Source organism: Stenotrophomonas sp. MYb238 (assembly GCF_009496535.1).
Taxonomy (GTDB): Bacteria; Pseudomonadota; Gammaproteobacteria; order Xanthomonadales; family Xanthomonadaceae; genus Stenotrophomonas.
In genome coordinates this window covers 32816-52473 of the sequence record NZ_WIDL01000001.1, presented here as the reverse complement: position 1 = coordinate 52473, position 19658 = coordinate 32816, and the positions used below count along the sequence as shown (strand labels likewise).

At 69.4% G+C, this 19658-nt stretch carries 22 protein-coding genes; 10 read left to right on the top strand and 12 right to left on the bottom strand.

Annotated features, from left to right (window positions below; all coding sequences use genetic code 11):
• Positions 1-407 precede the first annotated feature (407 nt).
• Entirely contained in the window at positions 408-695 is a 288-nt protein-coding gene (locus CQ393_RS00275; RefSeq protein WP_104939694.1) for a co-chaperone GroES, read from the top strand.
• A gap of 59 nt (positions 696-754) precedes the next feature.
• On the top strand, positions 755-2401 hold the full coding sequence (groL, locus tag CQ393_RS00270; RefSeq protein ID WP_153189628.1) for a chaperonin GroEL: 1647 nt from the start codon (positions 755-757) through the stop codon (positions 2399-2401).
• Positions 2402-2491: 90 nt separating this feature from the next.
• Here groL and trxC read toward each other — a convergent pair whose 3' ends face one another.
• Positions 2492-2938, bottom strand: coding sequence for a thioredoxin TrxC (trxC, locus tag CQ393_RS00265; protein ID WP_153189627.1), 447 nt, complete (start codon positions 2936-2938; stop codon positions 2492-2494).
• 309 nt (positions 2939-3247) lie between these two features.
• Between trxC and CQ393_RS00260 the strand changes: the two genes are divergently transcribed.
• From CQ393_RS00260 to CQ393_RS00245, 4 genes are all read left to right on the top strand, one after another.
• Positions 3248-4321 (top strand): 3-deoxy-7-phosphoheptulonate synthase, encoded by a 1074-nt coding sequence (locus tag CQ393_RS00260; RefSeq protein WP_153189626.1) that lies wholly within the window; start codon positions 3248-3250, stop codon positions 4319-4321.
• Between the two features lie 148 nt (positions 4322-4469).
• Complete coding sequence (locus CQ393_RS00255; RefSeq protein ID WP_153189625.1) at positions 4470-4913, top strand: hypothetical protein; 444 nt, start codon at positions 4470-4472, stop codon at positions 4911-4913.
• Between the two features lie 18 nt (positions 4914-4931).
• Positions 4932-5192 (top strand): GIY-YIG nuclease family protein, encoded by a 261-nt coding sequence (locus CQ393_RS00250; protein ID WP_343199420.1) that lies wholly within the window; start codon positions 4932-4934, stop codon positions 5190-5192.
• 133 nt (positions 5193-5325) lie between these two features.
• Positions 5326-5664 (top strand): YegP family protein, encoded by a 339-nt coding sequence (locus tag CQ393_RS00245; RefSeq protein ID WP_153189624.1) that lies wholly within the window; start codon positions 5326-5328, stop codon positions 5662-5664.
• 69 nt (positions 5665-5733) lie between these two features.
• On the opposite strand, the gene CQ393_RS00240 is transcribed toward CQ393_RS00245, so the two are convergent.
• The 3 genes from CQ393_RS00240 to CQ393_RS00230 form a co-directional block, all read right to left on the bottom strand.
• A complete protein-coding gene (locus CQ393_RS00240; protein WP_153189623.1) occupies positions 5734-7248 on the bottom strand; it encodes an acetyl-CoA hydrolase/transferase family protein in 1515 nt (504 codons plus the stop codon).
• Between the two features lie 393 nt (positions 7249-7641).
• Complete coding sequence (locus tag CQ393_RS00235; protein ID WP_153189622.1) at positions 7642-8070, bottom strand: TA system VapC family ribonuclease toxin; 429 nt, start codon at positions 8068-8070, stop codon at positions 7642-7644.
• Positions 8070-8321 carry an antitoxin gene (locus tag CQ393_RS00230; protein WP_153189621.1) on the bottom strand — a complete coding sequence of 84 codons (252 nt, stop codon included), beginning with the start codon at positions 8319-8321 and terminating at the stop codon, positions 8070-8072. The genes CQ393_RS00235 and CQ393_RS00230 overlap by 1 nt, the downstream gene beginning before the upstream one ends.
• Positions 8322-8425: 104 nt before the next feature.
• Between CQ393_RS00230 and glnE the strand changes: the two genes are divergently transcribed.
• The gene (gene glnE / locus CQ393_RS00225) at positions 8426-11242 is read left to right on the top strand and encodes a bifunctional [glutamate--ammonia ligase]-adenylyl-L-tyrosine phosphorylase/[glutamate--ammonia-ligase] adenylyltransferase (RefSeq protein WP_153189620.1); all 2817 of its coding nucleotides are present in this window, start codon (positions 8426-8428) and stop codon (positions 11240-11242) included.
• Between the two features lie 119 nt (positions 11243-11361).
• On the opposite strand, the gene CQ393_RS00220 is transcribed toward glnE, so the two are convergent.
• The 4 genes from CQ393_RS00220 to CQ393_RS00205 all read right to left on the bottom strand — a co-directional run bounded on the left by CQ393_RS00220 (position 11362) and on the right by CQ393_RS00205 (position 14495).
• Positions 11362-11916, bottom strand: a complete 555-nt coding sequence (locus CQ393_RS00220; protein ID WP_153189619.1) for a queuosine precursor transporter — start codon at positions 11914-11916, stop codon at positions 11362-11364.
• A gap of 183 nt (positions 11917-12099) precedes the next feature.
• The gene (locus CQ393_RS00215; RefSeq protein ID WP_153189618.1) at positions 12100-12618 is read right to left on the bottom strand and encodes a hypothetical protein; all 519 of its coding nucleotides are present in this window, start codon (positions 12616-12618) and stop codon (positions 12100-12102) included.
• A 16-nt stretch (positions 12619-12634) separates the two neighbouring features.
• Entirely contained in the window at positions 12635-13483 is an 849-nt protein-coding gene (locus CQ393_RS00210) for a DUF2145 domain-containing protein (protein ID WP_153189617.1), read from the bottom strand.
• A 37-nt stretch (positions 13484-13520) separates the two neighbouring features.
• Entirely contained in the window at positions 13521-14495 is a 975-nt protein-coding gene (locus tag CQ393_RS00205) for a mitochondrial fission ELM1 family protein (RefSeq protein WP_153189616.1), read from the bottom strand.
• A gap of 130 nt (positions 14496-14625) precedes the next feature.
• On the opposite strand from CQ393_RS00205, the gene CQ393_RS00200 reads away from it, so the two are divergent.
• Positions 14626-15216 carry a malonic semialdehyde reductase gene (locus tag CQ393_RS00200; protein WP_153189615.1) on the top strand — a complete coding sequence of 197 codons (591 nt, stop codon included), beginning with the start codon at positions 14626-14628 and terminating at the stop codon, positions 15214-15216.
• 90 nt (positions 15217-15306) lie between these two features.
• Entirely contained in the window at positions 15307-15987 is a 681-nt protein-coding gene (locus CQ393_RS00195; protein WP_153189614.1) for a YceI family protein, read from the top strand.
• Positions 15988-16102: 115 nt separating this feature from the next.
• Here CQ393_RS00195 and CQ393_RS00190 read toward each other — a convergent pair whose 3' ends face one another.
• Together CQ393_RS00190 and CQ393_RS00185 are read right to left on the bottom strand one after the other, a co-directional pair.
• Positions 16103-16546: a hypothetical protein gene (locus CQ393_RS00190; RefSeq protein ID WP_153189613.1), complete on the bottom strand. Its 444-nt coding sequence runs from the start codon at positions 16544-16546 to the stop codon at positions 16103-16105.
• 60 nt (positions 16547-16606) lie between these two features.
• Entirely contained in the window at positions 16607-16918 is a 312-nt protein-coding gene (locus CQ393_RS00185) for an I78 family peptidase inhibitor (RefSeq protein WP_153189612.1), read from the bottom strand.
• Positions 16919-17089: 171 nt separating this feature from the next.
• On the opposite strand from CQ393_RS00185, the gene CQ393_RS00180 reads away from it, so the two are divergent.
• Positions 17090-18154, top strand: coding sequence for a linear amide C-N hydrolase (locus CQ393_RS00180; RefSeq protein WP_153189611.1), 1065 nt, complete (start codon positions 17090-17092; stop codon positions 18152-18154).
• Positions 18155-18220: 66 nt separating this feature from the next.
• Here CQ393_RS00180 and CQ393_RS00175 read toward each other — a convergent pair whose 3' ends face one another.
• Together CQ393_RS00175 and CQ393_RS00170 are read right to left on the bottom strand one after the other, a co-directional pair.
• Positions 18221-19009 (bottom strand): siderophore-interacting protein, encoded by a 789-nt coding sequence (locus CQ393_RS00175; protein WP_153189610.1) that lies wholly within the window; start codon positions 19007-19009, stop codon positions 18221-18223.
• A 121-nt stretch (positions 19010-19130) separates the two neighbouring features.
• Positions 19131-19628 (bottom strand): PadR family transcriptional regulator, encoded by a 498-nt coding sequence (locus CQ393_RS00170; protein ID WP_153189609.1) that lies wholly within the window; start codon positions 19626-19628, stop codon positions 19131-19133.
• Positions 19629-19658 lie beyond the last annotated feature (30 nt).

The window sequence follows — 19658 nt, the reverse complement described above, 5'->3', positions numbered from 1 at the left end:
AGCGCTGGCACCGAAATCAATGCCGGTCGCTCCGGCGCTTCCATGCTCCGGTCACGCGGCTGCCTCTGATATCCAACGGCGCGGGTACCTTCGGATCTGGGGGATCTGTTCGCGCGGCAAGTCCTGCTGGGGAGGGCTACCGTTGTCTCTAGGGACGACAGGCTCGGCTATTGATCGCCAAGCGCTTTTCCCCGGCGATGCGGGTGCGCGGCCGGCACCATGGTTTTCGGCCCCGATGGATCGAATGTACTGAAGTTCATTCGGCCCCCTTGAAAGCCTCCGGGCGGTCCCCATCTCCCAGCCAAGCCCGGTCGACGGGCGTTTTTACGCGTGGTGCCGCCATTGCCGGAAGCAGGGGTGGCAACCGCCGGACTTTCCAGACCAATCAACAACTTAAGAGGTCTCACATGAGCATCAAGCCGCTGCACGACCGCGTCGTGGTCAAGCCCATCGAAGCCGAGGAAGTCTCTGCCGGTGGCATCCTGATCCCCGATTCGGCCAAGGAAAAGTCCACCAAGGGCGAAGTCGTGGCCGTCGGCCCCGGCAAGCCGCTGGACAACGGCAGCGTCCGCGCCCCGGCGCTGAAGGTCGGCGACAAGGTCATCTACGGCCAGTACGCCGGTTCGACCTACAAGGCCGACGGCGTCGAGTACAAAGTGCTGCGCGAGGACGACGTGCTCGCCGTCATCGGCTGAGCCGCGTTCCCGAACGACTCTCAAGACCCCTTACACCCCTGATCCACTGAGGTATAGCAATGGCTGCCAAGGATATCCGTTTCGGTGAAGACGCCCGTTCGCGCATGGTGCGCGGCGTCAACGTTCTCGCCAATGCCGTCAAGGCCACCCTGGGCCCGAAGGGCCGCAACGTCGTGCTCGAGAAGAGCTTCGGCGCCCCGACCATCACCAAGGACGGCGTGTCCGTCGCCAAGGAAATCGAACTGGCCGACAAGTTCGAGAACATGGGCGCGCAGATGGTGAAGGAAGTCGCTTCCCGCACCAACGACGACGCCGGCGACGGCACCACCACCGCCACCGTGCTGGCCCAGGCCCTGATCCGCGAAGGCGCCAAGGCCGTGGCCGCCGGCATGAACCCGATGGACCTCAAGCGCGGCATCGACAAGGCCGTCGTGGCCGCCGTCGTCGAGCTGAAGAACATCTCCAAGCCCACCGCCGACGACAAGGCCATCGCCCAGGTCGGCACCATCTCGGCCAACTCGGACGAGTCGATCGGCCAGATCATCGCCGATGCGATGAAGGAAGTCGGCAAGGAAGGCGTGATCACCGTCGAGGAAGGCTCGGGCCTGGACAACGAGCTGGACGTGGTCAAGGGCATGCAGTTCGACCGCGGCTACCTGTCGCCATACTTCATCAACAACCAGCAGGCGCAGTCGGCCGACCTGGACGACCCGTTCATCCTGCTGCACGACAAGAAGATCTCCAACGTCCGCGACCTGCTGCCGGTGCTGGAAGGCGTCGCCAAGGCCGGCAAGCCGCTGCTGATCGTGGCCGAGGACATCGAAGGCGAAGCGCTGGCGACCCTGGTGGTCAACACCATCCGCGGCATCGTCAAGGTCGTGGCCGTCAAGGCGCCGGGCTTCGGCGACCGCCGCAAGGCGATGCTGGAAGACATGGCCATCCTGACCGGCGGCACCGTGATCTCCGAGGAAGTTGGCCTGTCGCTGGAAAAGGCCACCATCAAGGACCTGGGCCGCGCCAAGAAGGTGCAGGTCTCCAAGGAGAACACCACCATCATCGACGGCATGGGCGAGAAGGCCAACGTCGAAGGCCGCGTGGCGCAGATCAAGACCCAGATCCAGGACACCTCGTCGGACTACGACCGCGAGAAGCTGCAGGAACGCGTGGCCAAGCTGGCCGGCGGCGTTGCCGTGATCAAGGTCGGCGCTTCGACCGAAATCGAGATGAAGGAAAAGAAGGACCGCGTCGACGACGCCCTGCACGCCACCCGTGCGGCCGTCGAGGAAGGCGTGGTTCCGGGCGGCGGCGTGGCCCTGGTCCGTGCGGTCACCGCGCTGGCCGGCCTGAAGGGCGCCAACGAAGACCAGAACCACGGCATTCAGATCGCCCTGCGCGCGATGGAAGCCCCGCTGCGCGAGATCGTCGCCAACGCCGGTGAAGAGCCGTCGGTCATCATCAACAAGGTCAAGGAAGGCACCGGCAGCTTCGGCTACAACGCGGCCTCCGGCGAATTCGGCGACATGCTGCAGTTCGGCATCCTGGACCCGACCAAGGTGACCCGTTCGGCGCTGCAGAACGCCGCGTCGATCGCCGGGCTGATGATCACCACCGAAGCGATGGTGGCCGAGGCCCCGAAGAAGGACGAGCCGGCCGGCGCCGCCGGTGGCATGGGCGGTATGGGTGGCATGGGCGGCATGGACTTCTAAGTCCGCCGCAGCCTCGCCGCTGCCTGTTGCACGCAGAGACCCCGCCGCGAGGCGGGGTCTCTGTTTTTCCGTCATGCCCTCGTGCGAAGGTCAGTGCGGCAGGTGCTGGCGCACCCATTGCACGATGGCGGCGGCCGGCATGGCGCCGGACTGGCGCGCGAGCTCGCGCCCGTCCCGCAGCAGCACCATCGTCGGGATGCTGCGGATGCCGAAGCGCGTGGCCAGGGCCGGTTCGGCCTCGGTATCGAGCTTGCCCAGGCGTACGTACGGTTCCAACTGCGCGGCCGCCCTGGTGAACTCCGGCGCCATCTGCCGGCAGGGGCCGCACCAGGCCGCCCAGAAGTCGATCAGCAGCGGCAGCTGCGAACGCTGCGCGTGGGCGTCGAATGCGGCGGCATCGAGCGTGATCGGCGCGGCGGCGAACAGCGGCCGATGGCAGCGCCCGCAGGCGGGCGACTGGCCCAGCCGCGCGGCCGGCACCCGGTTGATGGCGTTGCAGTGCGGGCAGGCGATCTGCAGCAGGTCGTCGGTGTTCATACGGGATCTCGCACGGGCGTCGAGGTGGCGATGCGGGCAAGTATCACGCGGCGGCGGTGAATCCCGGTTGCGCTTGAAACTGTCGCGCTGCACAAAAAACCGTGTTATCAATGCAACCCATGAACGCAGCCCGCGCCAGCTTTTACTTTTGGTACTACTTTCCGAAGCCGCTGGCGGAGGAAGGACTGCGCTCACCCTGAAGAAACTTTCAGACGCATTCCCGAAAAGCCGCCAGCGAACCTGGCGGCTTTTTTAATGCCGCCTTCCGCTGGGGGCAACCCCATCACGCTTGAACCGGAGATCCCCGCAATGCCCCCGCACACCGACGACCTTCGCATCCGCAGGCTCGACCCGCTGACCCCGCCGGCCCACCTGATCTCGCTGCTGCCCTGCGACGAGGAGGCCTCGCAGACGGTGGCCGACGCGCGCGCTGCGCTGCACTGCATCCTGCACGGTGAGGACGACCGCCTGGCGGTGGTGGTCGGCCCCTGCTCGATCCACGATCCGTCGGCGGCGATGGACTACGCCCAGCGCCTGCGCCCGCTGCGCGACGCGCTCGGCGGCGAACTCGAAATCGTCATGCGCGTGTACTTCGAGAAGCCACGCACCACCGTGGGCTGGAAGGGGCTGATCAACGATCCGGACCTGGACGGCAGCTTCAACATCAACAAGGGCCTGCGCGTGGCGCGCGGCCTGCTGCGCGACATCAACAAACTGGGCCTGCCGGCCGGCGTGGAATTCCTCGACGTGATCTCGCCGCAGTACATCGCCGACCTGGTGGCGTGGGGGGCGATCGGCGCGCGCACCACCGAAAGCCAGGTGCACCGCGAACTGGCCTCCGGGCTGTCGTGCCCGGTGGGCTTCAAGAACGGCACCACGGGCGATGTGAAGATCGCCGCCGACGCGGTGGGTGCGGCCTCGCATCCGCATCATTTCCTGTCGGTCACCAAGGAGGGCGGCACCGCCATCGTCGCCACCCGCGGCAACCCGGACTGCCACGTCATCCTGCGTGGCGGCAAGCTGCCCAACTTCGACGCGGCCAGCGTGCAGGCGGCCAGCGAGGTGCTGGGCAAGTCGCAGCTGCCGGCGCGGCTGATGATCGACGCCAGCCACGCCAACAGCAGCAAGAAGCCGGAGAACCAGCCGCAGGTGATCGATGACATCGCCGGGCAGCTGGAGGCGGGCGAGTCGCGCGTGGTCGGGGTGATGATCGAAAGCCATCTCGTCGGCGGCCGCCAGGACCTGGTCGAGGGCCAGCCGCTGGTCTACGGCCAGAGCATCACCGACGGCTGCATCGATTGGGACAGCACCGTGCAGGTGCTCGAACGCCTGGCCGAAGCGGTGCGCGTGCGTCGCCGCGCGCGGCTGGAAGCGGCCGCCTGATCGGATGTGACGCCTGCACTGGCATGCATTGGCCAGTCCAAGTAGCTTACGCGGCGGGAGGCGGCAGGCCTCCCGCCTGCTATGTGGGGAAGGGCGCGTCCCGCCAGGCAGGAAGCCGATGGATCACCGTGCCAGGGAGAAGGAAGTGATGCGTACCCTCAGTTGCACCGTTGCGATGGCGTTGATGCTGGTGCCGGCGCTGGCGATGGCCAAGAAGCCGGTCCAGGACTCGGGCAGTGGCTGCCTGCAGAATCTTTCGGTGACCGGTGGCTTCGCCTCGGGCAAGCAGTTCCTGGCTTCGACCGACCACGAAGGCGTGAGCTACGCCGAAGCGTTCCGCAAGACCGTCGCCGCGATCGAGGCCGAGGGCATGGTGTCGGTCTCGCCGAACGAGCGCACCGGCTACATCGCCGCCGAGAATCCGGTGCGCGGTGGCGGCGGTTCGACCGTGCCGCTGCGCACCACCGTGCGCCGCCAGGACGACGGCAGTATCCGCGTGGAAGTGCGTTTCAGCATCAAGGGCGGGCAGATGACCTCGAACAAGGCGGTAGGCGAGGGCATGTGCAAGATCGCCGACGCTGCCAGCCTGTAAACCGCGAGCGGTCGTAGCGTGGCTGCCGGCGCCTGGTTCCTGTACCTGCTCGAATGCAGCGGCGGCAGCTACTACGCCGGCATCACCACCGACGTGCAGGCCCGCTTCCAGGTCCATGCGGCGGGCAAGGGCGCGCGCTATACGCGCGCGCATCCGCCGCTGCGCATCCTCGGCTTTCGCGAGTACGCCGACCGCGCCGCCGCCTCGCGCGCCGAGTGGCAGCTGAAGCGGCAACCCCGCGACCGCAAGCTGGCCTGGCTGGAACACGGCGGCCAATGAGGTAGATTCCGGGCATGGCCGCGGCGGCTGCGCGGCCCAGCGGCCCGGTTTCCGGGCCTCCGTCCGGAGCGTGGCGGCAGCGGCAGGAGCCGCCGGCCGCATGCCGGCACTCTCAGCAGCGGGGGAAAACGCGATGAATGGTTGGTTCGAGTTGCACCGAAGCAGTGACGACCAGTTCTACTTCGTGCTCAAGGCGGGCAATGCCGAGGTCATCCTGAGCAGCGAGCGCTACACCACGCGGGCGGCGGCGGAAAACGGCATCGCCTCGGTACGCGCGAACAGTCCCGACGACGCGCGCTACGAGCGCAGGACGGCCAGCGACGGCCGCCATCACTTCAATTTCAAGGCCGCCAACCACCAGGTGATCGGCAGCAGCCAGATGTACGCCTCGCAGGCCGGGCGCGAAGCCGGCATCAACAGCGTCAGGGCCAACGGCCCGGGCTCGACGGTGAAGGACAAGACCGCGGACTGACCATTCCTGCGCCGGAAACGCATGAAGCCCGGGATTCCCGGGCTTCATGCGTTGCGGCGGCGGAAAACCTCAGGCCTTCATCGTGCCGGTATCCAGCCAGCGCTGGTGCCAGGACAGCGCTTCGGGCAGCAGATGCGGGGTGTGCTTGCCGTAGCTGTCGCGGCAGGCGCGCTCGAAGTAGTCGCCGAGCTGGTCGCGGAAATCCGGGTGCACGCAGTTGTCGATCAGCGTGCGCGCGCGGGCGCGCGGCGGCAGGCCGCGCAGGTCGGCCAGGCCCTGTTCGGTGACGACCACGGCCACGTCGTGCTCGGTGTGGTCGACGTGGCTGACCATCGGCACGATCGCCGAAATGGTGCCGTTCTTGGCGGTGGACGGGCTCAGGAAGATCGACAGGAAGCCGTTGCGGGCGAAATCGCCCGAACCGCCGATGCCGTTCATGATGCTGCTGCCCATGACATGGGTGGAATTGATGTTGCCGTAGATGTCGGCCTCGATCATGCCGTTCATGCCGATGCAGCCGAGCCTGCGCACCAGTTCCGGATGGTTGGAGACCTCCTGCGACCGCATGATGATGCGCTGCCGGTAGAAGTCGATGTCGCGCATGAACTCCTCGGTGGCGGCCGGGCTCAGCGCGAAGCCGGTGCAGGAGGCGTAGCGCAGCACGCCGGCGCGCAGCAGGTCGAGCATGCCGTCCTGGATCACCTCGGTGAAGGCCTCCAGGTCGCGGAAGCCGCTGCTGGCCAGCCCCGCCAGCACCGCGTTGGGGATGTTGCCCACGCCCGACTGCAGCGGCAGCAGGTTGGCCGGCAGGCGGCCGCGCGCCACTTCGTGCTTGAGGAAGTCGATCAGGTGCCCGGCGATGCGCTGGCTGTCGGCGTCGGGCGGGTTGAACGGGCTGTTGCGGTCCGGCGCGTTGGTGAGCACCACCGCGGCGATCTTGTCCGGGTCGCAGCGCAGCGTGGTCTGGCCGATGCGGTCGTCGCCGCGCACCAGCGGAATGGGCTTGCGGTGCGGCGGCAGCGCGGTGCCGTAGTAGACGTCGTGCATGCCGTCCATGCCCAGCGGCTGCCACTGGTTGACCTCGATGATCACTTTCCTGGCCAGGTCCAGCCAGGTCTTGTTGTTGCCCACCGAGGTGGACGGCACCAGCGTGCCGTCGGCCTGGATGGCCGATACCTCGATCACCGCGGTGTCGATCTCGTTGTAGAAGCCGAACCAGACGTGCTGGGCGACATGCGAGAGGTGGATGTCCAGGTAATCCAGCTTGCCGGCGTTGATGCGCTCGCGCGCGTCCGGGTCGCTCTGGAACGGCATGCGCATGGCGATGCCGTCGACCTTGGCCAGCGCGCCATCCAGCTCCGGCGCGGTGGAGGCGCCGGTGAGCAGGTTGATGCGGAACTCCTCCCCGCGCTCGTGCGCCTGTTCGATGCGCCGGGCCAGGAACTGCGGCACCGCCTTGGGGTAACCCGAACCGGTGAAGCCGCTCATGGCGACGGTCTCGCCGGGCTGGATCAGGGTGGCGGCGTGTTCGGCGGAGACGACCCGCTCGCGCAGGCGCGGGTCCAGGATGCGTTCGACAGACATGGGGCGGCGTTGCTCGTAGGGATGGCCGATTATCCCGGATGGCGGCCGGGGGCGGTGTTCTACCTTCGTGGGATGGCAATGTCCTGCCCAGGGAGCTTTTGAACCGGCGGGTATCGTTTGGCATTCGCCGTCCGTGGCCGCTGCCCTCGGAGCCATCGCTGCGCGATGTCAAAAACCGCTCCCGGCGCTTTTTTTGCACTGCAGCGTGCAACTTCCGCGCAGACCCCGCAGGATCGCCCTGCATCCCGACGTGGGGGAGGGAGCAAAGCCCGCTGGCAGTTCGCTGCCAGCGGGCTTTTTATTTGCCGCTGTTCTTCACGGCGATGACCCTCGGGCTGTCGGCAGGTGCGCAGAACCGCAACCGGTGTTCGGTGCGTCGCCTGCAATGGGGCGTTACAGCAGCACCAAATGCTCCGGCCGCGCTCCGGGAACCGCACTGAGGGCGATATGCCGGTCGAACGTGACCAGCCGCCCCCCGTGGTGTATGGCCAGTGCGAGCAGATACAGGTCGGTCAGCTGCCGCGGGCTGTGGATATGCGCATGGTGGAAATGGGCGCCGTCCAGCAGGCTGATGCCGTCCGCCCAGAATTCATGGAAACGTGTCGAAGTGGAACAGCGCAGCATCGTCACCAGGGCGCCGAGCGGCTGCGGCTGGGCATAGCCGGGCTGGGACATGATGCGCAGGCAGCCGTTCTGCGTCAGCGGGCAGCTGGCCCAGCCATGCGCGATATGCGCCTGCAGCCATGCCGAGGCATGGTGGTGGTGGACGTGGTCGCTGTCGTGCAGGGCGATCAGCACGTTCACGTCGAGCAGTGCGCGCATCAGATGCCTTCTTCGTCGCGCAGGCGGTCAATGAGTTCGTTGCTGACGACGGCGCCGCGCGGCGGCAACGGATGGATGCCATAGGCCGCCAGGGGCTCGGCCACGCGGGTTGCGGCCAGCGGGCCGTCAGGCTGGGCGAAGGCCTTGCGCGCCAGTTCGCTGATGACTTGGCCCAGCGGCTTTTTCTCGCGGCGGGCCAGCTCCTTGGCGGCGAACAATACGTCGTCGGCGATGTCGAGGGTGGTGCGCATGGCGCTCTCCCGAATGGCTGATGATTGATGCGTGATGCTATCACATCGATCATCATCGACCCCCGCATCGCGGGGCAGGGGGCGGGCAATGCCAGAATTGCGGCATGACAGCCGCCCTCTCCGATATGTCCGATCCCTTGGCCTCCCTGCTCGACCGCGCCATCGCCCGCCTCAAGCTCGCCGCGCCGGACCCGGCGCAATGGCCGCAGTCGCCCGGCTTCGAGGCCGGCCTGCGCCGTCTGGCGCTGGCCAGCGATTTCGCCGTCGATACCCTGTGCCGGCAGCCGGAACTGCTGGCGCTGCTAGCCCAGGGCGATCCTCTGCCGCTGCCGGCGCTGGACCCGCTGCAGCCCAGCGCATGGCCGGTGCAGCTGCGCCGCTACCGCGCCGCCGCGTCCACGCGGCTGGTCTGGCGCGACGTCAACGGCCTGGACGACGTGGATGCCACCCTGCTCGGCGCCACGCGGCTGGCCGAGGATTGCCTGCAGCTGGCGCTGTCCGCGCTGGAGCAGGAATTCGCCCAGCGCCACGGCGTGGTGCGCGCCGAGGACGGCAGCGTGCAGCGGCTGGTGGTGTTCGGGCTGGGCAAACTCGGCGGCGGCGAACTGAACTTCTCTTCCGACATCGACCTGGTCTACGCCTACCCGCAGGCGGGCGAGTCCGATGGCGCGCGGCCGCTGGCGGCCGAGGAATATTTCGCACGGCTCGGCCAGCGCCTGGCGCGGCTGCTGGACGAGACCACCGCCGACGGCTTCTGCCATCGCGTCGACCTGCGCCTGCGCCCGTTCGGCAGCGCCGGGCGGGTGGCGTTGTCCTTCGCCGGCATGGACCAGTATTTCCAGCGCGAAGGCCGCGACTGGGAGCGTTATGCGTGGATCAAGGCGCGCGCGGTGGCCGGCGACATCGCCGCCGGCGAGGCGTGGCTGGAAACGCTGCGCCCGTTCGTCTACCGCCGCTACCTGGACTACACCGCGCTGGACGGCCTGCGCGAGATGAAGGCGGCCATCACCGCCGAAGTCGCGCGCAGCGACCGCTTCGACGACATCAAGCGCGGGCCGGGCGGCATCCGCGAGATCGAGTTCCTCGCCCAGGCGCTGCAGCTGATCCGCGGCGGCCGCGAGCCGTCGCTGCGCGAACGGCGCCTGCTGCCGGCATTGCAGGCGCTGGTGGAATCCGGGCAGATGGACGCGGCCGACGGCGCCACGCTGGTGGAGGCCTACCGGTTCCTGCGCCGGCTGGAGAACCGCCTGCAGATGCTGCGCGACGCGCAGACCCATCGCCTGCCGGCCGACGCGGATGACCGCGCGCGCATCGCGCTGGGTCTGGAGTACACCGGCTGGGATGCCCTGCTGGCCGCGCTGGACGAACAGCGCCAGCGCGTGGGCACCGAGTTCGCCGCGCTGCTCGCGCCGCGCCGCGGCCAGGCCGCGCCCGATGCCCTGTCCAGCTACTGGCGCGTGCTGCCCGGTGGCGGCGATGCGGCGGTATTGGCCGACGCCGGTTTCGCCGATGCCAATGGCGCCGACCAGTCGCTGCGTGAGTTCGCGCAGTCGCTGGGCGTGAAGTCGTTGTCCGATGCCGCGCGCGCGCGCCTGGACCGGGTGCTGCCGGCGCTGCTGCATGCCGCCACGCGTTCGCCGCAACCCGACGCCGCACTGCGCCGCGTGCTCGGCCTGCTGCAGGCGATCCTGCGCCGCACCAGCTACCTGGCGCTGCTGGACGAACAGCCCAGCGCGCTGACCCGGCTGGTCAACGTGCTGGCGCGCAGCGCGCTGCTGTCCGAGCGGCTGGTGGCCTTCCCGCTGCTGCTGGACGAACTGCTGGACACGCGCGTGGCCGGCCCGCTGCCGGACGTGCAGGAGATGCGCGACGCCTGCGCCGCGGCATTGTCCATCGACGATCCCGAGGCCGCGCTGCGCACGCTCAACGAAGTGCGGCTGGCGCTGAGCTTCCGCATGGCGCTGGCCTTCCACGATGGCCGCCAGCGCGCGGTGGACTGCACGCGGCAGCTGGCGCAGCTGGCCGACGCCGTGGTGGACACCGTGCTGGCGATGGTGCGCGCCGACCTGGCGGCCGCGCACGGGCAGGTGCCGGGCGGGCGCTTCGCCATCATCGGCTACGGCAGCCTGGGCGGGCTGGAACTGGGCTTCGGCTCGGACCTGGACCTGGTGTTCCTGTACGACCATCCGCGCGAGGCCGAAGAAAGCGATGGCACGCGCCCGCTGGAGAGCAGCCGCTGGTTCGCGCGGCTGGCGCAGAAGGTGATGGCGCTGCTGTCGGCGGTCACCGCCGCCGGGCGCCTGTACGACATCGACGTGCGCCTGCGTCCGGATGGCGGCAAGGGCGCGCTGGTGTCCTCGCTGGCCAGCTATACCGACTACCAGCGCGAGCGCGCCTGGACCTGGGAGCACCAGGCGCTGGTGCGCGCCCGCGGCGTTGCCGGCGATGCCGGCCTGCTCGCCGATTTCGAGCAGGTGCGCGCCGCCACGCTGGGCCGCACGCGCGATGCGGAGACCTTGTTCGGCGACGTGCTGAAGATGCGCGCGCGCATGCGCACGGAACTGGACCGCAGCGATGCCGCGCGGCTGGACCTCAAGCAGGGCGCCGGCGGGCTGGTGGACCTGGAATTCCTGCTGCAGACCGGCGCGCTGGCTGGTGCGGCGCGCGATCCGGCGCTGTGCGGACCGCGCGACACGCCGCGCCTGATCGACGCCCTGGCCGCCAGCGGCTGGCTGCCGGTCGACACCGCCAGCGCGTTGCACGACGCCCACGCCACCCTGCTCGACGCCGGCCTGTCGTGCACGCTGGACCGGCGCCCGCGCATCACCGTGCCCACCACGGAAATCGAAACCGCCTGCGCGGCGATCACCGCCGCGGCGATCGCGCAGGACCTGCCGTTCGAGCCGGGAGAGCGCCGATAAGGCGTATCACGCAGCGTTCCTGTAGATCCCCCTGCATCCGTAGGAGCGACTTCAGTCGCGAAAGGGCTTTCCTGCGAAGTCCCCATCGCGACTGAAGTCGCTCCTACGACAGTGCAGGCTTACGGCCGCGCCGGCGCCATCTTCCACAGCAATGCGCGGAACGGCGCCAGCAGGCACAGGCCGATGCCCAGCTTCACCCCCCAGTCGCCTACTGCCCAGCTGACCCACGGCAGCGACGAGCCAGCGAAGGCGATCGACCAGAAGATCGCCGTATCCAGCGTCGCGCTGCAGGTGGTGGCCACCGACGGCGCGCGCCACCAGTTGCCGCTGCGCAGCCGGTCGAACACGGTGATGTCCAGCAGCTGCGCGCAGATGAAGGCCATGCACGAGGCGATCGCGATGCGCGGGGTGGCGACCCATACCGACAGCACCACGGCCACCGCGAAACCGGCCCAGGCCACGCGCCGGGCGGCCTGCGGACCGAAGCGGCGGTTGATCAGGTTGCTGACCAGGAACGCGACCGGGTAGCTGAAGGCGCCCCAGGTCAGCCAGTCGTTGATCGGGTACTGCACCAGCACGTTCGAGCCGAGCACCACCGTGCCCATGGCCAGCACGGCCAGCAGCAGCGACAGCGGAGTGAGCGGGGCGAAGCGGATCGGGGAATCGGGGGACATGGCGGCGGACGGACAGCAGGCGGCTGCGCCCGGAGGGCGTGGCCGCTGAAGACAGGGGAAGGGGGGCGGCTCGGGCGGGAACCGCGGACCGGCATTGTACCGGCCCGGCCTTTACCGCCCTTCACCGCAGGTGCTCGACCCGGCCCGGAGGTGGCAGAAGTACGGAACGGACGGCCCCGGCGCTTACAGCGTCGAGGTGTGGCTGTCGTCGGCCGCTTCGATGGTCGGCACGAAGGTCAGCACCGCCCCGTCCTCGGCGCGCAGCATCCAGCCCGTGCCCCGGGGGCTGGGCGTGAAGGCGACCGTCTGGCCGGGCACGAAGTTGGCGGCCGGATTGTCCTCGCGCTGCGGCCACTGCAGGCGTGCGGTGTTTTCCGGATCGAGCGGATCCTGCAGCGTCACGCTGCGGCCGCCGTCGGCGGTCTGGGCGATCTCCTTCACCTGCATGTCCGGCAGGGGACCGGCGCTGATGCGGCGCTTGCCGTCGCGGCGTCCGTTCGACTCCCTGGACAGTTCGGTCACGCGCTTCACGCCCGCCGCCGACAGGTAGACCGGCCCGGACACCACCATCACCGCACTGCCTCCGAACAGCAGCATCGAGACATCCGAGTTGTCCATGTTGTCGCCGGCGCGCACCGGGGCGGCGGGCAGGACCAGGGCCAGGGTGCAGCTCAGGGCGGTAGCGGCAAGCAGTCGCTTCATGGGGGCTTTCCTGTGTTCATGGGGAAGAAGGGGCGGTCGCGGGTACCGCAACGGGCTGGTGGGCGATGCTCAGTTCGCGCTCCAGCGCGCCGCGGCGGTGCAGGAAATCGAAGATCGATTCGACCGTCACCACCGAATAGTTGCCGGAAATGCGTTCGCTGGCCGGGTGGTCGGTGACGGCCACGTTGTCGGCGAAAAACCGTGCGCCCAGCCGCTTGCCCAGGCCGATGTGCAGGCGCGCGGGGCTGTAGCCGTTGCGCTGCAGCCACTCGCGCGCCGTCTCGCGGTCGCCCAGCGTGGTGCCGTCGTCGGCCTGCGCCATCGCGGCGGCGGTCACTTCCAGGATCCACTGGTTGGAATTCTGGTATTCGCTGCTGCCGGGATAGGCCAGCATGCTGTAGCGCGGCTGGTGCAGGGCGCGGGCCGGTGCGGCGTCGCCGCCCAGCAGCCGCTTGAGCGCCACCCGCACGGCGGGCGTGGGAATGCCCACGCGCAGGTCGGTGCGGATGGCGCTTTCGCCGAGCAGATTCACCAGGCCCTCGCGATACAGCGCCGAGGTGCTGCCCTTGCAGCGGTTGAGCAGGTGCAGCACCTCCCAGCGGCCGGCCTCGTCGCGCCGCAGGAAGGCCAGGTGGCTGTGACGCAGCCCGTATCTGCTCAGGTCCTGGCCGCCGCGGGCGGCGATGACCACGTCCACGTCGGGCAGCGCGTCGAGGGTGTCGGCGGTGACAGCGGCCATGTCGAACATGGCGGCCATCGTGGTCGGCGGCGGGTAGCGCGGGGCGCAGGACGGCTGCTGGGCGATCGCGGCCGGCGCCAGGAAGGTCAGGCACAGCGCCAGCAATGTTGGGGAAAGGCGGTTCATCGGGGGCGCATCCTTGCAGGGGCGTCGTAAAGAAGGGTTACAGGCCGAGCCGGGCCTTCACTTCGGCGGCGATGCGCGGGGTCTCGCGCAGCGGTTCGATGGCCTGTTGCGGGGCGGCTTCCAGCGCGTCCAGTCCGTCGCGCAGGCGCCCGCGCTCGCGCAGGGCGCGCTGGAAATGCAGCATGCGCGCCTGCGCGCGGTGGCCGAGCAACACGCCCACCGGCACGCGGGTGGCGCAGGCCTCGGACAGCAGGTTCACCGAATCCGGCGTGCACAGCACACGGTCGGCCCAGCCCAGCAGGCCGGCGTAGGGGTTGCTGCCGTCGCCGCCGTCGCTCCAGATCACCCCGGGCACGTCGTCGAAGGCGCGCAGCAGCGCCTGCGTCACCGGACGCGGCGTGCGCCGCGAGGTGGTCGCCAGCACGCTGCCGCCCTCGGCACGGATGCGCGCAGCCAGCCGTGCCAGCAGCGGCACGAGCTCGTCCTGCTGCCACGGGGCATGGTCGGTGGGGCCGCCGACCAGCAGCGCGGTGCGCGGACCGGGCAGCTGCTCGAAGCTGGCGAAGGCGGCGCGGCCGCAGGCCAGCCAGTCGTCGGTCACCGGGTTCAGGCTGCCCAGCAAAGTCAGCACGTTGCCGCCGCGCAGGCGGTCATGGTCGGGCACCACCACCAGGTCCCAGTGGCGGGCGCCGATGCGCGGGTCGAGGATCTGCACCGTGCGCGTGCCCTGCCGGCCCAGCACGCGCAGTGCGCCCGCCGCCTGGCGCCCACAGCCGATCGCCAGCGTCGGTGCCGGCCCGGTAGCCAGGCGTTCGAAGGCCTCGCCGAAGCCGTGCGCTGCGCCGGGCAGGGTGCGCGGCGCCAGCCAGCGCCACGGCGCGCGCGGCTCCAGCTGCAGCCGCTGCTGCCCGCCCAGGCGCAGCGCCGATGCCAACGCCACGGCCTGGCGCACGTTGCCGGCGCGGCCGTCGGTGATCGTCCAGGGAAGCGTCGATCGTTTCGCGTGTGGCATTAATTCGTTTCAGTGAGGCCTGGTGTTGCAGCAGTCGCGACGCCCTACACTGCGCCCTCTGCTGCGGTGGCATTGTCCGGGGCTTTCCCGCACAAGGCCACGACCGTAGCCAATCCATCACGGAGTTTCCATGTCTGACGTTCTCGCCGACGCCGCGCTCGACCAGCTGTTCCGCACCGCACGCACCCAGAATGCCTTCCAGGACCGCCCGGTCGAGGACAGCCAGCTGCGCGCGCTGTACGACCTGCTGAAGTGGGGCCCGACCGCGGCCAACTCCACGCCGGCGCGCTTCGTGTTCGTGAAGTCGGCCGAGGCCAAGCAGAAGCTCGCCCCGGCGCTGTCCGAGGGCAACCTGGCCAAGACGATGGCTGCGCCAGTCACGGTGATCGTCGGCTACGACGAGGATTTCCACGAAAAGCTGCCCTACCTGTTCCCGCACACCGACGCCAAGTCCTGGTTCGACGGCCCGCGCGAAGGCCGCCACGAGGCGGCCTTCCGCAACGGCACGCTGCAGGGCGCCTACCTGATGATGGCTGCGCGCGCGCTGGGGCTGGAAGCCGGCCCGATGTCGGGTTTCGACAACGCCAAGGTCGACGCGGCGTTCTTCGCCGGCACCGCCATCAAGTCCAACTTCCTCGTCAACCTGGGCTATGGCGATCCGGCCGGCGTGTTCGCGCGCCTGCCGCGCCTGTCCTTCGACGAAGCCGCGCGCATCGCCTGACCGCTGTTCCCACCCGGCGCCCGGTCTGCCCGGGGCACCGGTAAGCTGAAAACGCTCCAGCCTTCCCATCCGCATCCACAGGAGACACCCATGTCCACCGTCACCAAGCTGCTGCTCCCGCTGGCCCTGGCCGCCGCCATCACCGCCTGCTCCAAGCCGGCCGATACCGCCGCGCCGGCCGACACCACCGCCGCGGCCCCGGCCGAAGCCGCCGCTCCGGCTGCCGCCGACGTGGCGCCGATCGAAGTCGCCTCGGGTACGTACACGCTCGACCCGTCCCACACCGACGTGCTGGTGCAGTGGAGCCACATGGGCTTCTCCAACCCGAGCGCGCACTTCGGCCAGGCCGAAGGCACCCTGGTCTACGACGCCGCCGACGTGACCAAGTCCAGCGTGGAAGTGACCCTGCCGCTGGCCGGCCTGAACAGCTTCACCGCCAAGTTCGACGAGCACCTGCGCAGCGCCGATTTCTTCGACGCCGCCAAGTTCCCGACCGCCACCTTCAAGAGCACCAAGGTCGAAGCGGCCGGCACCAACAAGCTCACCGTCACCGGCGACCTGACCGTCAAGGGCACCACCAAGCCGGTCACCCTGGACGTGACCATCAACGGTGCCGGCGAGCACCCGATGATGAAGGTGCCGTCGGTGGGCTTCGACGCCACCACCACGCTCAAGCGCAGCGATTTCGGCGTGGGCGCCTACGCCCCGGCCGTGAGCGACGAGGTCAAGGTGCGCATCACCACCGAAGCCTCGATTCCGAAGGCCGAATAAACCCCCGCCGGGGCACGTCGCCCGGACGCAACAAGCGAAGGCCCGCCATCGGCGGGCCTTCTGCTTTTCAGGGCTGTCGTGGAGCGGGGTCGCTTTGCAGACCGGCGTCGCCGGATCAGCGCAGCGCCTGCAGCCACGCCGCAACCGCTTCGCTCGGCGACTGCTTCGCCTTCACCGCCAGCCCGCTGGCCTGCACGAAGGTCTGCGCCACCTGCGCCAGCCGCTGGCGTGCGATCAGCATCACCTGCTTGGCCGCCGCCTGCTGCTTGCGCAGCTGCACGATATGGATCGACGGCCGCCCTGCCGGCGCGTACTTCTGGTCGCGGCGCAGCACGTCGGCCACCTGCGCGACTTCATGCTCGGCCTGCAGCAGCTGGTGCTGCGCCTGCACCAGCGCACGCAGCGGCTCGCGCAGCGCCTGCGGCCGCTCGAACCCCGCCAGCGCCGCGTCGCAGCGGCCATCGTCGGCCATGCGTTCGCGCAGGGTTTCCATCGCCGCCATCGTCAGCTTGCCCACGTTGCCGCCTGTTTCGTCATGACCGGGACGCGATTGTCGCATCGCCCATGCGCGAAGGCCCGCCGTCGGCGGGCCTTTCTCATTCTTCCCGCACCGGGAGGCTTACTCGCAGCGCACCGCGGTGATGGTGTTGCCGGCGTCGAGGAACACGCGCAGGCGGTCCGGGCGGATGTCCTGGGTGACGATGGTGGCCGGGCCGATCGGGTTCACCAGCCCGGCGCCGCTCTCGCGCGCCAGCCGGCGCATGTTCGCCTCGTCGCCGGGTTGGCCCACCGCCCACTGCAACTGCGAGGCATCGCAGCGGCCGTCGCCGGACACCGTGGGGCCGGGCGTGGCCAGACAGCCGCCCAGGCCGGCGGCGAGCAGCGCGGCAGCGGCGGGAAGACGGAAACGGCGGGAAATAGGGAGCGTCATGGCGGGCGACCGGAGGGACCGCCGAAAGCATAGCAGTCAGCGCCGCCGGAGCCGCGCGGGCGATACGTACTGCGTCGCGGGCATGGCGCCCCGCTCGTCACCTTGCGGCGGGAACGGCTTGCTAGGCTTGGCCCGCCACCATCGGCATGCGCACGGACAAGGAGTTTCGTCATGAACAATCCGGGGAAATCCATCATCGCCGCCTGCATCGCCCTGGTCGCCGGCGGCCTGGGACTGGTACAGGAGGCCAACGCCTGCACCCGCTTCGTCTACCACGGCGCCGACGGCGAGGTGATCACCGGCCGTTCGATGGACTACAAGATCGACACCGGCACCCACCTGTGGATCTTTCCGCGCGGCATGGCACGCAGCGGCGAGGCCGGGCCGCGTTCGCTGCAATGGACCTCGCGCTACGGCAGCGTGATCGCCAGCGCCTACGACATCGCCACCACCGACGGCATGAACGAGGCCGGCCTGGTCGCCAACCTGCTGTGGCTGGCCGAATCCGAGTACCCCGAACGCGAGAGCGGCAAACCGGGCCTGAGCATTTCGGCGTGGACGCAGTACATGCTTGACAACTTCGCCAGCGTCGACGCCGCGGTGAAGGCGTTGGCGGAAGAACCGTTCACCCTGATCACCGACAGCCCGCCCGGCGAGCAGCGCCTGGCCACGCTGCACCTGTCGCTGTCCGACGCCAGCGGCGACAGCGCCATCATCGAATACATCAAGGGCCGGCAGGTCATCCACCACAGCCGCGACTACCAGGTGATGACCAACTCGCCGGTCTTCGAGGAACAGCTGGCGCTCAACGAATACTGGCGCGAGATCGGCGGCACGGTGATGCTGCCGGGCACCAACCGCGCCGCCGACCGCTTCGCCCGCGCCTCGTTCTACGTCAACGCGATTCCAAAGTCCGAGGACCCGGTTGAAGCCATCGCCTCGGCCTTCAGCGTGATCCGCAACGTGTCGGTGCCCTACGGCATCACCACGCCGGACCAGCCCAACATCTCCTCCACGCGCTGGCGCACCGTGGCCGACCAGAAGCGCGGCCTGTATTTCTTCGAATCGGCGCTGGCGCCCAACGTGTTCTGGGTGGACCTGAAGAAGATCGACTTCTCGTCGGCGACCGGCACCACCCAGCGGCTGGACCTGGGCCAGTACCAGCGCACCATCTATTCGGGCGAGGCCAACGCCCGGTTCAAGGCGGCCAAACCGTTCCGCTTCCTCGGCGTGTGAGGCGGGCCGCGCCGGCCCGGGGTCGCTTCACTGCAGGGCAGTGAAGCGGCCCTTCGCCGCCACGGCTCACTCCGCCTCGTCCGGATGCGCCTTCCAGTAACCGGTGGCGCGGATCCAGTCCTTGGGCACCTGCAGGTGGCCTTCGACGAACTTGCGCATCATGCGCGCGCGCCGCGATTCCAGCGCGATCCAGTAATACGCATCGCCGTCGGGCGCCTCGAAATCCACCAGCGCATCCTCCAGCAGGGTGCTGCTGGCCGCGTCGAAGCCGTTGCGCTCCAGCCACGACACCCGCACCTGCGCGGCGCTGGGCAGCGGCTGGCGGTCGCCTTCCTCGGGGATCTCGATCAGCACTTCGGCCTGCGCGTGTTCCGGCAGCTCGGCCAGGCGCCGCGCGATGGCCGGCAGCGCGGTCTCGTCGCCGATCAGCACATAGGCGTCGTAGTCGTCGGCCACCAGGTGCGAGCCGCGCGGCCCGGCCACCACCAGCGCATCGCCGGCCTGCGCGTTGGCTGCCCAGGTCGAGGCCACGCCATGGCCGTGCAGCACGAAGTCCAGCACCAGCTCGCCGGCGTCGGCGTCGTGGTGGCGCGGGGTGTAGTCGCGGGCGGGCGAGGGCGCCTGCCCTTCCGGGTAGCGCGGCCCCTGCTCGGTCAGCTCCGGCAGCACGAACACGCCCTCGGCGTTGGGGAAGAACAGCTTGACGTGGTCGTCCGGCGCCGGGCTTTCGAAGCCGGCCAGCGCCTGCCCGCCGAGTACGATGCGCTGCATGTTCGGAGTCAGGCGCTCGCTGCGCAGCACCTGCAGCTGGCGGAAGCGTGGGGTGAGGCGAAGGGTGCGGTTTTCGTGGGGCATGGGGGACTCCAGGTGGGGGGGTATCCATCCGTAGGAGCGACTTCAGTCGCGATGTGGCTTTACCGGTGAAGCCCTTTCGCGACTGAAGTCGCTCCTACAAGGCGGACATGGAGAATACGGGTTACGTCGGTTGCCGGATCTGCGCCGTGGCCTGGTCCAGCAGCGCGGCAATGCGTTCGGCGTCGGCGTCTTCCCAGCGGCCGTTGCGCAGCACCAGCGCCTGCTTGAGCCGGTGCATGGCCTCGCGCACCGCCGGCGGCTGGTTGGCCCGGGCGATCACCCGCGCGCTGTGTCGGGCGCGCAGCTGCGCCGCCTCCACCTCGGCCTCGCGCAGCTTCAGCTGCGCCTGCCCGATCGCGGTGACGCGATAGCGCTTGCGGCCGCCGTCCTCCTCGGCCGCCACCCAGCGCTGCTTCTCGAAGTCGGCCAGCAGCGGGTACACCGAGCCGGCGCTGGGCGTATACACGCGCAGGAACATGTCGCCGACCAGCTGGATCAGCTCGTAGCCATGGCGCGGCGCCTGCGCCAGCAGCGACAGCAGCAGCAGGCGCAGGTCGCCGCGGCCGAGCGGGCGTGCGGCGGGGCGTTGGCGGGAGGGTGGCGGCAGCGCGGGTGTCATGATTTCGATATATCGAATTTGCGGAAGACG